Here is a 13,413-nt window from a genome sequence, read left to right on the forward strand (position 1 = left end):
GGCGTGGACTTCACCATAGCGTAATGGTTTTCGTTTTCATCTAGTGTAGTGTCGGCTCAACGTTCGCGGCAGCGGCGGCATTCCCATGGGCTGCCGGCCCCGTCTGCCGCCGCTGTCCTCACCGGCACGGAGTCGCCATGTCCGCCCACTGCCAACTCACCGGCCGCAAGCCCGGTTTCGGCAACGCCATCTCCCACTCGCACCGCCGCACCCGGCGCCGCTTCGACCCCAACGCCCAGACCAAGCGCTACTGGCTGCCGAGCGAGGGCCGGTTCGTCCGCCTGACGCTGAGCGCCAAGGGCATCAAGACCGTCGACAAGCTCGGCATCGAGAGGGCCGTCGCCGTCGTGCGTGCCCGGGGAGAGAAGGTCTGATGGCCAAGCGCAGCAAGATCGCCAAGAACGAGCAGCGCCGAGCCGTTGTCGCCCGGTACGCCGAGCGCAGGGCCGAGCTCAAGCGCCTGATCGCCTCCCCGGCGACCGCACCCGAGGACCGCCTGGCCGCGCAGGCCGAGTTGCAGCGCCAGCCGCGCGACGCCAGCGCCACCCGGGTCCGCAACCGCGACGCGGTCGACGGCCGCCCGCGCGGCTACCTGCGGGCCTTCGGGCTCTCCCGCATCGGTGTACGTCAGCAGGCCCACGCCGGATTCCTGCCCGGTGTGCGCAAGGCCAGCTGGTAGCGCACCGCGTGAACTGGTCGCGCCCCGTGCCGCGCGGACTCTCCCGGGTCGCGCCGTCCGGGGCGCGACCCCCAACCTGCTCCGCCGGCCAACGCCGGTGCAGTGACTGAGAAAGGAAGACCCGTGTCCCAACAGAGCCTGCTGCCCGTGGTGGTGGTCGCCGGCCTGCACGAGGCCGAGCGGCGTCAGGCCGTCCTGGAGCTGCTCGCCGGCTGCGAGGGGGCGGTGGTCCTGCACCACGACCTGACCGCAGCCGGCAAGGGCAGGGTGAGCCGAAGGGCCTGGGACGCATCCGGTCCGCTGGGCGAGGCCCACGTGCCGCTCACCAACGACTGCCCGTGCTGCGCGCTGCGGGAGGACCTGCTGCCCGAACTGCTGAAGATCGCCGATGCCGGGAGGCATCGCCTCGCGGTGGTGGAGCTGTGGGGCGGCAGCGACCCGCACCCGCTGGTCGAGGTGATAGCGGGCGGTGAGGCCGACGACCGGTGCATGCACGAGGTGGTGGACGTGGTCGGCGTGGTCACGGCCGTCGACCCGCTCCGGGTCGTCCCGGAACTGTCGGTCTCGGACCAGCTCTTCGAGCATCATCTGCACACCTGTGGCGACGATGACCGCACGGTGGCGGAGGCGCTCGCCCACCAGATCGAGTACGCCGACGCGCTGGCCGTCTCCCGCGCCGAGCAGGCCGCCGGGACGGCGGAGTTGCATGCGGGCATCGCGATGCTGCGGCAGCTCCACCCGACCGCCCGTGCGGTGCGTCTGGGAACCGGAGCTCTGGTTCGTGCGGCGCTCGGGGGATTCGACGTGGCGGCCGCCCGCGACCGGGTGAACCCGGCACTGGCCCTGCTGCCGCAGGAAGCCGACGAAGCGGGGGTGGCCACGCTGGTCTGGGAGCGGCGTCGGCCGCTGCATCCCGAGCGCCTGTATGACGCACTCGACCAGCTGGTCCCGGCCGCGCAGCGCAGCCGGGGGCGGTTCTGGCTCGCCAACCGCCCCGACCTGATGCTCGCCTGGGACGCGGCGGGGGCCAACCTGGCGGTGGAGGAGTGCGGTCCGTGGCTGGCCACGCTGCCGGACGCGGCCTGGGAGCTCTACCCGCCCGCCCGACGGGCCGCCGCGGCGCTCGACTGGGACGCCGTCCACGGCGACCGGGTGCAGCAACTGTGCTTCACCGCCGAAGGCTTGGACGTGGACGGGATCACCGAGCTTCTCGACTCCTGCCTGCTCACCGACGCCGAACTCGCGGCCGGCGAACCGGGCTGGAAAGCCCTGCCAGACGCCTTTAATGAACTGCTCGAGCCGGTCTCCTGACCTGCCGTCAACTTCAGCCGGAAGCAAGGAAAGACGTGATCAAGATCGCTCCCGCGCGCAGGGACCGCAAGCCGCTGCACGAAGCCCGCATCACCTACATCGACTACAAGGACACCGACCTCCTGCGGAAGTTCATCTCCGACCGCGGCAAGATCCGCAGCCGTCGGGTCACCGGCCTCACCGTCCAGCAGCAGAAGGCGATGGCGCGGGCCGTCAAGAACGCCCGCGAGACGGCGCTGCTGCCGCACGTCTCCGGTGGCCCGACCGCCGCGAAGGCGGGCCGGTGAGCGGCCGCCTCCCGGTCACCGTGCTGTCCGGATTCCTCGGTGCGGGCAAGACCACGCTGCTCAACCACCTGCTGAACAACCGGGAAGGCCTGCGGGTCGCGGTCATCGTCAACGACATGAGCGAGATCAACATCGACGCCGCCCTGGTCCGCGAGGGCGGCGGCGCCCTCTCCCGGACCGAGGAACGCCTGGTCGAGATGACCAACGGCTGCATCTGCTGCACCCTGCGCGACGACCTGCTGGAGGAGGTCGACCGCCTGGCCCGGGCCGGGCGCTTCGACTACCTGCTGATCGAGTCCAGCGGCATCTCCGAGCCGATGCCCGTCGCGGCCACCTTCGCCTTCGCCCGCGACGACGGCGCGACCCTGGGCGACGTGGCCCGCCTGGACACCATGGTCACCGTGGTCGATGCCGCGAACTTCCTGCCCGAACTGCGCGGCGGCGACGAGCTGACGGCCCGCGGCCTCGACCAGTACGAGGACGACGAACGCACCGTCAGTGACCTGTTGATGGACCAGGTCGAGTTCGCCGACGTCCTGGTCCTGAACAAGACCGACCTGGTCACGGCCGAGGAGGCCGACCGGCTCGCCGCCGCACTCAGCCGCCTCAACCCCGCGGCCAGGATCGTCCGCGCGACCGGCGGCAAGGTCCCGCCCGCCGAACTCCTAGGCACCGGCCTATTCGATCTGACCAAGGCCCAGGAGGCCCCCGGCTGGGTCGCCGAGCTCAACGGCGACCACGTGCCGGAGACCGAGGAGTACGGCATCACCAGCCTGGTCTTCCGCGCCGAACGGCCCTTCCACCCCGGCCGGCTCTGGGAGTTGGTGAGCCGCCGGCTCGATGCGGGGGAGTTCGGCACCGTCCTGCGCTCGAAGGGCTACTTCTGGCTCGCCTCCCGGCCGGCCGTCACCGGCCTGTGGTCGCAGGCGGGCTCGGTTGCCCGCTTCGAACCCTCCGGCATGCGCCCGACCACGAGCCCGGCGACGGACCTGGTCACGCTGACCGATGCCACGGCGCTGACCGGCCTCGGCGACGAGCAGGTGCACAGCGGCCAGGAGCTGGTCTTCATCGGCACCGGCCTACGCAAGGACGAGCTGCGCGCCGCACTCGCCCACTGCCTGCTGGACGACGCCGAACACACGGCCGGGCCACGCGCCTGGACGGCGTTCGAGGACCCGTTCCCGGCGTGGGACGAGTACGAGCTCCAGCAAGACCACGACCACACCCACGCATAGCAGGAGGAACCCGGCATGGCCGTCCCCAAGCGCAAGACGTCCCGCAGCAACACCCGGCACCGCCGCGCCAACTGGAAGGCGACCACGCCGCAGCTGGTGCCGATCACCATCGACGGCCGCGAGCACCTCGTGCCACGCAACCTGGTCCGCGCCTACGAGCGTGGCCTGCTGACTCCCGGGGCCTGAGACGCCATGCCCAGGCCGGCATCCCCGCGCCAGGCTGCCCAGCTGACCGTGCTCAAGAACCACGCCCGCCAACTCCTCGCCCTGACGGACGAGGACATCGTCCTGATCCGGCAGCTCGACTGCACCGAACCCGGCTGCCCGCCCGTGGAGACCGTCGCCGCCGTGCTCCCACCCGCCGGCGGCACCCGGCGCTGGACACTCCACCACCCCGTCGACGAGATCACGCCCGACCTGCTCGCAGCCGCCCTCGCCGAGCCCCCGACGACCTCCGAAGGAGAACGACCGTGAGCAACCCAGCCACGACGATCGACGAGCCCACGGACCAGGTCGACACCCGTGTCCCCGTCACCGTCCTGACCGGCTTCCTGGGCTCCGGCAAGACCACCCTGCTCAACCGCATCCTCACCGAGCAGCACGGCCTGCGCATCGCCGTCATCGAGAACGAGTTCGGCGAGGTCGGTGTCGACGACGCCCTCGTGCTCGACGCCGAAGAAGAGATCTTCGAGATGAACAACGGCTGCATCTGCTGCACCGTCCGAGGAGACCTGATCCGTATCCTCGGTGCGCTGATGCGCCGCCGCGACACGTTCGACCGCATCATCATCGAGACCACCGGCCTGGCCGACCCGGCCCCCGTCGCCCAGACCTTCTTCATGGACGACGAGATCTCCTCCCAGCTGCGCCTGGACGCGATCGTCACCCTGGTCGACGCCGCGCACGTCCTCGACCACCTCGACGAGGTCAAGCCCGAGGGCGTCGAGAACGAGGCGGTCGAGCAGGTCGCCTTCGCGGACAAGATCGTCCTCAACAAGACCGACCTGGTCAGCGAAGAACACCTCACCGAGGTCACCGCACGGATCCGCGCGATCAACACCCCGGTCGAGATCATCCGCGCCCAGCACGCCAAGGTCGAGCTGGACAAGGTCCTGGACGTCCACGCCTTCGACCTCGACCGGGTACTGGAAGGCGAGCCGGCCTTCCTCACCGAGACCGAGCACCAGCACGACACCACCGTCACCTCCGTCGGCATCGACCTTTCCGGCGACCTAGACCAGGACCGCCTCAACCGCTGGCTCGGCCACCTGCTGCGCACCAAGGGCGCCGACATCTTCCGCTCCAAGGGCATCCTCGCCATCGCCGGCTCGGAGCGGCAGTACGTCTTCCAGGGCGTCCACATGCTGCTGGAGGGCGAGAACGGGCGCCCGTGGCGGGACGGCGAGACTCGCCGCAACCGCCTGGTCTTCATCGGCCGCAACCTCGACCGCGAGCAGCTCAACGAGGACTTCGCCAACTGCCTCGCGGCCAACTCCCGTGCAGGAGACCGCGCATGACGAGCGCCACCACCGCCCCCGCCTGGACCACCGCCGTCGACGACGCGCCGATCGCCGTCGCCACCGCCGCCGGCCTGGTCGCGATCGCGGGCGCGGGCGGCACCGCGTGGATCCTGGAGGCCGCAACCGGCACCCCGGTGGGCACCGTCACGCTGCCCGGCGGACTGCTCGCCGCGGCCTTCTCCCCGGACGCCGCCCACCTCGCACTGTCCGGCCCCACTGGCCACGCGCTCTGGCGCCGCGCCGACGGGCGCGTCCTGGCCGAGCAGACCGGATCCTGGTCCAGCGCCGTACGGTGGCCCGCTCCCGACCGGGTCGCCGTCGCCTCCGGGCGCCGCGCCCTGGTCCTGGACCCGGACGGCACCCAGCAGTGGACCACCGACCCGGCCCCCAGCACCGTCACCGACCTCGCCTGGCTACGCGAGGGCCGACGCCTCGCCAGCTCCGCCTACGGCGGCGTGCGCTGCCACGAACGGCACACCGACAAGCCGGTCACCGAGTACAGGTACCTCGGCTCGCACCTCGCCATCGCGCTCAACCCCAACGGCCGATGGATCTGCACCGGCAACCAGGACTCCAGCATCCACATCTGGCGCACCCTCCCCCAGCCTTCGGCCGGGGGTGCCCCCATCGGCGACGACCTCACCATGCAGGGCTACCCCGAGAAGATCGCCCGCCTCGCCTTCGACGACACCGGCCGCTGGCTGGCCTCCGACGGCGCCCCCGACATCACCGTCTGGGACTTCTCCGGCAAGGGACCCGCCGGCACCAGCCCGCGCTCGCTGCGCGCCCACGAGACCATCACCGCCCTGGCCTGGCGCCCCGGCGGCTCGGCCGTCCTCGCCAGCGCGGGCGCCGAGGGCATCGTCGCCTTCTGGCGCGCCGACTCCGGCCGCCCCGGCGCCCGAGTCAAGCCCGCATGGCTGCGGGAACTGCCCGAGCCGGTCACCGCGCTGGCCTGGGCCGACCCGCGCACCCTGGTGATCGCCGACTACGAGGGGCGGGTCGAGGCGTGGCCGCTGCAGGACGTCCTGGCCCGGTGACGATGCGACCCGGCGGACGGCCCTGCACACTGGTCGTCTGCCGGGGCTGCTGCTGCGGCAGTGCCGCCAAGCACCCCGACACCGACCACTCCGGTCAACTCGCCCGCCTGCACGCGGTCGCCGCCGCAGCCACGCACGGCGGGTTGCTCGTGCGCACCACGGACTGCCTGGACGCCTGCGCACAGTCGAACGTCATCGTCGTCCAGCCCTCCGCCCGAGGCCGTGCCCAAGGCGGCCGACCGGTCTGGTTCGGCTGGGCACTCGACGACGACAGCCTCGACCTGATCACCTGGTACGCACTCGCCGGCGGCCCCGGCATCGCCGAACTCCCCGCCACCCTGGACCTTCAGCGCATCGCGCCGCCCCACAGCGGCGACCAGGCACGCACCCGCCGGTGACGGCTCCCGGTTGCCCACCACCCGCGTCCGACCAGGCGGGCAACCCACCACTGCGCACGGAAGGACCGGCCATGGGGCACGCACCCGACACCGCGGTCACCACCCCGGCCCTCCTGGACCTGCGAACCGCCGAGCAACTCGCGGCCACCCTGCAAGCCCTCGCCGCCCCCTCACGGCTGCTGATCCTCGCCCGCCTGCGACAAGGTGCTTGCCCGTCAACCGAACTGGCCGCCGCCGTCGGCATGGAGCAGTCCGCCTGCTCCCACCAACTGCGCCTGCTGTGGACCCTCGGCCTGGTCACCCGCCAGCGCCAGGGTCGCACCGTTGTCTACGACCTCTACGACCACCATGTGGCGGCCCTCCTCGACCAAGCCTTCGCCCACATCGAACACCTGCGACTTGCTTGACGCGATGGCACGTGCTGAGTGCCGGTGGTGCCGATCACCATGGATCGCCGACGACCACATCGCGCCGCGGGTTCACGGCTGGAGAGTTGGGAAGCGCGTCGCGGTAGGCGTGGGCCGGCTGGGGATGATCGCCAGCTGGTTGTGTCGAGCGCGGGCAGTTTCGCTCGGGTGGCGGTCGGGGCGAGTCGATCGCACATCAGCAGGCACAAGCACTGGTGCAGTCGCAGGTGCAGTCGCCCGGGTCGGCCTCGGCGGCAGGGGGAGGGCAGCAGGCTTCGCCGCGCCAAGCCTGCCGACCCTCCTTGACCGCGATCGCGGCGATCGCCAGGGCGGCGACCGGGTCGGCCCAGGACCAGCCGAGGGTGGCGTTGGCGAGCAGGCCGGCAAGCAGGACCGCCGAGAGGTAGGTGCAGAGCAGCGTCTGTTTGGAGTCGGCGACCGCCGAGGCCGAGCCGAGTTCACGTCCGGCGCGGCGCTGGGCGGCGGAGAGGACCGGCATGACGGCCAAGGACACGGCGGCCAGCACGACCCCCGGCAGCGAGTGCTGCGGGTGACTGCCGCCGTAGAGCGTGAGGACGGCGTCAATGCTCACATAGGCGGCCAGCGCGAAGAACGACAGCGAGATCATCCGCAACGTGATGTGCTCCCGTGCTTCGCGCACGGCGTGCTCACGGGCGGAGAACTGCCAGGCCAGGGCGGCAGCGGAGGACACCTCGACCAGGGAGTCCAGGCCGAAGCCGACCAGTGCGGCAGAGGAGGCCAGGCTGCCTGCGGTGATGGCGGCGACGGCCCCGACGACGTTGTAGGCGATGGTGGCGGCGGCCAGCAGTCGTATCCGGCGGGCCAGGGCGTTGCTCCGAGCTGCGGGTGGCATCAGCAGCATTCCTGGTCGTCGGCGTCCGGGCAGCTGCGGGCTTGGTCGACGGTGACGACGGCGGTGCGAAGGTCGTCCAGGGCGTGGCCGAGCCGGGGGTCGGCGAGCTCGTACCGGATGCGGCGTCCTAGCGGGACGGCTACCACCAGGCCGCAGTCGCGTAGGCAGGCCAGGTGGTTCGAGAGTCGTGTCCGGGAGATCCCCAGCGCCTCGGCCAGGTCGGCGGGGTGTGCCGGGGCATCGCGCAGGGTGAGCAGGAGGCGGCAGCGGATCGGGTCGGCGAGCGCGCGGCCGAACCGCACCAGCACGTCGACGTCGGCGGCGAGAGTCAGCATGCGCCCCACGGTAGTTCATGTATCTCTGAATTCATAGATCTATGAACTATGCGTGAGGGCCAGTCAAAGTTCGGCAATGATTTTCATCTCAAAGTAAAACGGCCTGGTTCTGAAAATCGTTTCCGACTAGCGTGGGAGGCGTCCAGCCGAGACGGGAGACGGGCCCTTCCCCAGGGGGTCCGCACGCTCGTGATGAGTAACAGCCTCAAGGAGTACCCACGCCATGCGCGTCGTCCTGCGCCGCTCCGTCCGCAGACACCCCGCCCGCCTCCTCCTGAGCGCCGCCGCCGTCGCCGCCCTCGCGACCACCAGCGCCTGCTCGACCTCCTCGCCGGCGAAGACGAGTCTGTCCAGCACGGCCGGCTCCAAGACCATCCAGGTGGTGGCGGCGGAGAACTTCTGGGGCAGCATCGCCACCCAGCTCGGCGGTGACCACGTCGAGGTGACCAGCATCATCACCAACCCGGACACCGACCCGCACTCCTACGAGCCGACCGCCGCCGACGGGCGGACCATCGCGGGCGCGGACTACGTGATCACCAACGGGATCGGCTACGACGCGTGGTCGGACAAGCTCCTCGCCGCGAACCCGGGACCGAACCGGACGGCGCTGAAGGTCGGTGACCTGGTGGGGAAGAAGGAGGGCGACAACCCGCACCAGTGGTACTCGCACGACAGCGTCTACAAGGTGATCGACCAGATCACCGCCGACTACAAGAAGATGGATCCGGCCGACGCGGCCTACTTCGACAGCCAGAAGCAGACCTTCGAAAGCCAGACTCTGGCCAAGTACAACCAGCTGGAGACCGACATCAAGGCGAAGTACGCGGACACCCCGATCGGCGCCTCCGAGTCGATCGTCACCCCGCTCGCCGATAGCGTGGGCCTGAAGATGCTCACCCCGGAGACCTTCCTCGACGCGGAGAGTGAGGGCACCGACCCGACCGCCGCCGACAAGGCGACCATCGACCAGCAGATCTCCGGCAAGCAGATCAAGATCTATGTGTACAACAGCCAGAACTCCAACCCCGACGTGGTGGCCCAGGTCGACGCGGCCAAGAAGCAGGGCATCCCGGTGGCCCAGGTCACGGAGACCCTCGCCCCCGCGAACGCCACCTTCCAGGACTGGCAGACCCAGCAGCTGCAGGGCATCGCTGACGCGCTGAAGCAGGCGACGGGCAAGTGAGCATCCACCCGATCGAGAAGGTCCGTACGGACATGGAGCGCACCGACCCGCTCTCCGAGCCCCGGCAGCCGACCGGTGAGCCGGTACTGTCGCTGAGCGGTGCGGCGGTGCGGGTGGGCGGGCGGACCCTGTGGTCGGGTGTCGATCTGACCGTGGGGGCCGGGGAGTTCACCGCCGTCCTCGGCCCCAACGGGGTGGGCAAGTCCACCCTGGTCAAGGTCCTGCTGGGGATCCTTCCGGCGGCGGCCGGCGAGGTACGGGTGCTCGGCGGCACGCCCGGCGCGCGCAGCTCGGCCGTGGGGTACCTGCCGCAGCGGCGGAGCTTCGACGCGAGCGTGCGCATCCGCGGGGTGGACGTGGTGCGGATGGGTCTGGACGGGGATCAGTGGGGGATCCCCGTCCCGGGCCTGGGCCGGGCCAAGCGCAGGGCTGCCCGCGACCGCGTCGCAGAGGTCGTCGAGCTGGTCGGCGCGAGCGCGTACGCGCACCGGCCGATCGGGCAGTGCTCGGGTGGCGAGCAGCAGCGGCTGCTGATCGCCCAGGCGCTGATACGGCGCCCGCGACTGCTGCTCCTGGACGAGCCGCTGGACAGCCTCGACCTGCCCAACCAGAGTGCCATCGCCGCGCTCCTCGGCCGGATCTGCCACCAGGAGGGCGTGTCCGTGGTGATGGTCGCCCACGACGTCAACCCGATCCTCCACCACCTGGACCGGGTCGTGTACATCGCGGAGGGTGGCGCCGTCGCCGGCACGCCCGCCGAGGTGATCACCTCCGAGACGTTGACCCGCCTCTACCGCACGCCCATCGAGGTGTTGCGCACCTCGGACGGGCGGTTGGTGGTCGTCGGCCAGCCCGAGGCGCCGGCGCTGCACAGCGACCGGCACTCCGGGCCCGGCACGGGAGGCGGCCATGTTTCTGGCTGACTCCTCATCGCCCGCCTTCTCCTGGAACCTCCTCGCCGACTTCCAGGAGATGTGGGCGTACCCGTTCATGGTCAACGCCTTCCGTGCCGGCGCGATCGTCTCCGTGGTCTGCGCGGTGGTGGGCTGGTTCATGGTGCTGCGGCGGCAGACCTTCGCCGGACACACCCTGTCCGTCGCCGCCTTCCCCGGCGCCTCACTGGCGATCCTGCTCGGCGTGAGCACCAGCCTGGGCTATTTCGGCTTCTGCGTCGCCGCCGCCCTGGTGATCGCCGCACTCGGGCGCACGGGCCGCGACACGGGCGCGGAGGAGTCCGCCGTCACCGGGACCGTGCAGGCCTTCGCACTCGCCTGCGGCTACCTGTTCATCAGCCTGTACAAGGGACTCCTGGAAGGGCCCACCGCACTGCTCTTCGGCAGCTTCCTCGGCATCACCACCGGCCAGGTGACGCTGCTGGCGATCGTCGGCGCGATCGTCCTCGCCGTCCTGGCGGTGATCGGGCGCCCGCTGCTCTTCGCCACCGTCGACCCCGAAGTCGCCGCCGGACGCGGGGTACCCGTACGCCTGCTGTCCACCCTGTTCCTGGTCCTCCTCGGGGCGGCGACCGCCGAAGCCAGCCAGATCACCGGCACGCTTCTGGTCTTCGCGCTGATGGTGATACCCGCCGCCACCGCCCAGCAGCTCACCTCCCGACCAGGCCGCAGCCTGGCGCTCGCCGTGCTGATCGGATTCGCCTCCTGCTGGCTCGGGTTGATCGCCGCCTACTACCAGCCCTACCCGCTCGGCTTCTTCGTGACCACCATCGCCTTCACCGGCTACGTCCTGGCCCACCTCGGCCGCGCCCTGCACGAGGCGCTCGGCCGGTCCCGGCCCCGCGGCCGGACACCGCTCTCGATCGGAGGTACGGCATGAACGTGCTCACCCAGCCCTTCTTCCAGCACGCGCTGCTCGCCGGTACCGCGATCGCGCTCGCGGCCGGTCTGGTCGGCTACTTCCTCGTCCTGCGCGCCCAGATCTTCACCGGCGACGCACTGAGCCACGTCGCGTTCACCGGCGCGATGGCCGCCATGGCCGGCGGCTACGACCTGCGGCTCGGGCTCTTCACCGCCACCGTCGGCGTCGGCCTGCTCATGGCCGGCATCGGCCGCCGGGGCCGTCCGGACGACGTGGCGATCGGCAGCGTCTTCGCCTGGATCCTGGGCCTCGGCGCCTTCTTCCTCACCATCTACACCACCTCCCGCAGCGGAGCGCAGGGCGGCGCCGGAACGACCGTCCTGTTCGGCTCGATCTTCGGCCTGAGTACAAGCCAGACCCAGCTCGCCGTCCTGATCGCCGCCGCGATCAGCGTCGTGCTGCTGCTGATCGCCCGCCCGCTGCTCTTCGCCACCCTGGACGAGGCCGTCGCAGCCGCCCGCGGCGTGCCCGTACGGCTGCTCGGCTTCGGCTTCGTCGCCCTGGTCGGCGCCACCGCCGCCGAAGCCACCCAGGCGGTCGGCTCCCTGCTGCTGCTCGGCCTCCTCGCCGCCCCGGCCGGCGCGGCGATCCGCCTCACCGACCGCCCCTTCCACGCCCTCGCACTGTCAGCCGGGCTCGCGGTCGCCGAGATGTGGGGCGGCTTGCTGCTCAGCGCCGAAGCCCCCAAACTCCCGCCGAGCTTCGCCATCATGGCCACAGCCGGCGCGGTCTACGCCGCGACCTTCCTGATCCGACCCCGTCGCACGGCCCGCCCAGCAGCGGCCTGACCACCATGCCGCAACGGGGGAACAACAGGAACGACGCACGGCTCTCCGCCCTGGCGGCGGTGTTCGACCGCAGGGCGGTCAACGCCGCCGCCAGTCCCGGCGGCCGCACCGCCGACGCCGCTCGGCCGCCGGCGCCAACGGGTGAGGTCGGACTGATCGGGAGGCCGACTGCGCAGCGCACCGAAGTCCTGCAAGCCCTGGCCGATTGCCAGGAGTTCATCAGCGCCCAGCTGCTCCACGTCGGGCTGCTCGCGGCCGGTTCGCGCGTGGGTCTGAGCACCGTCTACCGCACCCTCACGGCACTCGCCGCGGTCGGCCGCGCCGACGTGGTCCGCGACGCCAATGGCGAGCGCCTCTTCCGCTACCGTCACGACGACGATCACCGCCACTACCTGCTCTGCCGCCAGTGCGGGATCAGCATCCCGGTGGACGCCGGCCCGGTCGAGACCTGGGCCGACCACATCGCCCGAACCTCCGGCTTCGCCGACGTCCAGCACACCGTGGAGCTCGTTGGGACCTGCACCGGCTGCACTGCGGAGCGGGCCGACAACTGAACTCCCTGGACCGAGCGGAGCCGCTTGGGCCGTTCTCACCTCAGCCGCGCCGGTGTTGTGGTCTACCTTGAGCAGGCAGCGGGATGCGATGTCGAGCACGGGGATGCTGGGGTCGCGGGCGATCTGGACGAGGAGCCTTGGAGTAGGTCGCGAGGTCGGGGACGACCCCGAACGGGGTCTGCGCGCCCGCGAGCGCGGTGCAGAGCTGGTGCAGATCTCATCGAAGATCTGCAACTTCGCATTCGGACCGGCACTGAACCGATAAGGGACCAGCCCCACACGGTGAGCCTCGCGATACACCCACGCAACGGACACGTTCGGATACGCGGCAGTCTGCATGACGTTCATGAACTGCTCGGACACGGCTTCTCCTCGGTGGCCAGGTGGATTCAGCGGAGGGTCTGTACAAAGAACGGCTCTGGCCCGTATTCGGTGGTAACGAAGGGTGACGGTTGTCGTTGGCATGGTGTGCATGAGGTCAACGAGCTTGTGAGTGTGGTGTTTTCGGGGCTGTCGGCGCTCGTCGTCGAGGGTGTGACGGACGAGGGCGAGGTCATCCGCGTGTCGGCGCGGACCCGGGACGATCCGGTGCTGTGCCCGGTGTGCGGGCACTCGACTGGGCAGGTGCACGGGTTCCACGAGCGGCTGGTCGCGGACGTGCCGGTGGACGGGCGCCGGGTCGTGGCGTCGGTGCGGGTCCGACGCATGGCGTGTCCGGTGCTGGGGTGCCCGCGGCAGACGTTCCGTGAGCAGGTCCCCGGCCTGATCGAGCGCTACCAGCGGCGCACACGCCGTCTCGCCGATCAACTCGGTCAGATCGTGAAGGAGTTACTGAGGTTTTCAAGGTGGGGTCGGTGAGGTGAGTGACAGGCCGGTGCCCGTCAGACATCCCTCGATGAGGGTGGACCGGAGCTGGATATGTCG

General features: G+C 70.8%; 18 protein-coding genes and 1 pseudogene. 17 read left to right on the forward strand and 2 right to left on the reverse strand.

The genetic code is table 11. From position 1 onward, the window contains the following. The first annotated feature begins 137 nt into the window (after positions 1-137). From rpmB to ACFVSN_RS36210, 11 genes are all read left to right on the forward strand, one after another. Complete coding sequence (gene rpmB, locus ACFVSN_RS36160) at positions 138-374, forward strand: 50S ribosomal protein L28 (RefSeq protein WP_387597424.1); 237 nt, start codon at positions 138-140, stop codon at positions 372-374. Continuing rightward, positions 374-679, forward strand: a complete 306-nt coding sequence (gene rpsN / locus ACFVSN_RS36165) for a 30S ribosomal protein S14 (RefSeq protein WP_387597427.1) — start codon at positions 374-376, stop codon at positions 677-679. Before rpmB ends, rpsN begins: the two co-directional genes overlap by 1 nt. Before the next feature lie 123 nt (positions 680-802). Beyond that, positions 803-1,990 (forward strand): CobW family GTP-binding protein, encoded by a 1,188-nt coding sequence (locus ACFVSN_RS36170; protein ID WP_387597430.1) that lies wholly within the window; start codon positions 803-805, stop codon positions 1,988-1,990. Positions 1,991-2,025: 35 nt separating this feature from the next. Then, a complete protein-coding gene (gene rpsR / locus ACFVSN_RS36175) occupies positions 2,026-2,277 on the forward strand; it encodes a 30S ribosomal protein S18 (RefSeq protein ID WP_387597433.1) in 252 nt (83 codons plus the stop codon). Next, positions 2,274-3,512: a GTP-binding protein gene (locus ACFVSN_RS36180; protein ID WP_387597436.1), complete on the forward strand. Its 1,239-nt coding sequence runs from the start codon at positions 2,274-2,276 to the stop codon at positions 3,510-3,512. Before rpsR ends, ACFVSN_RS36180 begins: the two co-directional genes overlap by 4 nt. Before the next feature lie 15 nt (positions 3,513-3,527). Then, positions 3,528-3,698: a 50S ribosomal protein L32 gene (gene rpmF / locus ACFVSN_RS36185; RefSeq protein ID WP_387597439.1), complete on the forward strand. Its 171-nt coding sequence runs from the start codon at positions 3,528-3,530 to the stop codon at positions 3,696-3,698. A 6-nt stretch (positions 3,699-3,704) separates the two neighbouring features. After that, positions 3,705-3,986 (forward strand): hypothetical protein, encoded by a 282-nt coding sequence (locus ACFVSN_RS36190; RefSeq protein WP_387597442.1) that lies wholly within the window; start codon positions 3,705-3,707, stop codon positions 3,984-3,986. Beyond that, positions 3,983-5,029 carry a CobW family GTP-binding protein gene (locus tag ACFVSN_RS36195; RefSeq protein ID WP_387597445.1) on the forward strand — a complete coding sequence of 349 codons (1,047 nt, stop codon included), beginning with the start codon at positions 3,983-3,985 and terminating at the stop codon, positions 5,027-5,029. Before ACFVSN_RS36190 ends, ACFVSN_RS36195 begins: the two co-directional genes overlap by 4 nt. Continuing rightward, positions 5,026-6,072: a WD40 repeat domain-containing protein gene (locus ACFVSN_RS36200; protein WP_387597448.1), complete on the forward strand. Its 1,047-nt coding sequence runs from the start codon at positions 5,026-5,028 to the stop codon at positions 6,070-6,072. The genes ACFVSN_RS36195 and ACFVSN_RS36200 overlap by 4 nt, the downstream gene beginning before the upstream one ends. A gap of 2 nt (positions 6,073-6,074) precedes the next feature. After that, entirely contained in the window at positions 6,075-6,470 is a 396-nt protein-coding gene (locus tag ACFVSN_RS36205) for a (2Fe-2S) ferredoxin domain-containing protein (RefSeq protein WP_387597476.1), read from the forward strand. Positions 6,471-6,541: 71 nt separating this feature from the next. Next, the gene (locus ACFVSN_RS36210) at positions 6,542-6,877 is read left to right on the forward strand and encodes an ArsR/SmtB family transcription factor (RefSeq protein ID WP_387597451.1); all 336 of its coding nucleotides are present in this window, start codon (positions 6,542-6,544) and stop codon (positions 6,875-6,877) included. Positions 6,878-7,073: 196 nt separating this feature from the next. Here the strand turns inward: ACFVSN_RS36210 and ACFVSN_RS36215 are convergent, their stop codons facing one another. Both ACFVSN_RS36215 and ACFVSN_RS36220 read right to left on the reverse strand, forming a co-directional pair. Next, positions 7,074-7,760 (reverse strand): cation transporter, encoded by a 687-nt coding sequence (locus ACFVSN_RS36215; protein ID WP_387597454.1) that lies wholly within the window; start codon positions 7,758-7,760, stop codon positions 7,074-7,076. Beyond that, on the reverse strand, positions 7,751-8,086 hold the full coding sequence (locus ACFVSN_RS36220) for an ArsR/SmtB family transcription factor (RefSeq protein ID WP_387597456.1): 336 nt from the start codon (positions 8,084-8,086) through the stop codon (positions 7,751-7,753). Before ACFVSN_RS36220 ends, ACFVSN_RS36215 begins: the two co-directional genes overlap by 10 nt. 223 nt (positions 8,087-8,309) lie before the next feature. On the opposite strand from ACFVSN_RS36220, the gene ACFVSN_RS36225 reads away from it, so the two are divergent. The 6 genes and pseudogenes from ACFVSN_RS36225 to ACFVSN_RS36250 form a co-directional block, all read left to right on the forward strand. Beyond that, entirely contained in the window at positions 8,310-9,272 is a 963-nt protein-coding gene (locus ACFVSN_RS36225) for a metal ABC transporter solute-binding protein, Zn/Mn family (protein WP_387597459.1), read from the forward strand. Then, positions 9,269-10,195 (forward strand): metal ABC transporter ATP-binding protein, encoded by a 927-nt coding sequence (locus tag ACFVSN_RS36230; RefSeq protein WP_387597462.1) that lies wholly within the window; start codon positions 9,269-9,271, stop codon positions 10,193-10,195. The genes ACFVSN_RS36225 and ACFVSN_RS36230 overlap by 4 nt, the downstream gene beginning before the upstream one ends. After that, positions 10,182-11,105, forward strand: a complete 924-nt coding sequence (locus tag ACFVSN_RS36235; protein WP_387597465.1) for a metal ABC transporter permease — start codon at positions 10,182-10,184, stop codon at positions 11,103-11,105. The genes ACFVSN_RS36230 and ACFVSN_RS36235 overlap by 14 nt, the downstream gene beginning before the upstream one ends. Continuing rightward, a complete protein-coding gene (locus ACFVSN_RS36240) occupies positions 11,102-11,935 on the forward strand; it encodes a metal ABC transporter permease (RefSeq protein ID WP_387597467.1) in 834 nt (277 codons plus the stop codon). The genes ACFVSN_RS36235 and ACFVSN_RS36240 overlap by 4 nt, the downstream gene beginning before the upstream one ends. Positions 11,936-11,940: 5 nt before the next feature. Next, positions 11,941-12,489, forward strand: coding sequence for a Fur family transcriptional regulator (locus ACFVSN_RS36245; protein ID WP_387597470.1), 549 nt, complete (start codon positions 11,941-11,943; stop codon positions 12,487-12,489). A 498-nt stretch (positions 12,490-12,987) separates the two neighbouring features. Further along, a pseudogene (locus tag ACFVSN_RS36250) lies at positions 12,988-13,320 on the forward strand (transposase family protein); the annotation flags it as partial. Between the last annotated feature and the right edge of the window lie 93 nt (positions 13,321-13,413).

The sequence above is a fragment of the Kitasatospora sp. NPDC057904 genome (assembly GCF_042887925.1).
GTDB lineage: Bacteria > Actinomycetota > Actinomycetes > Streptomycetales > Streptomycetaceae > Kitasatospora.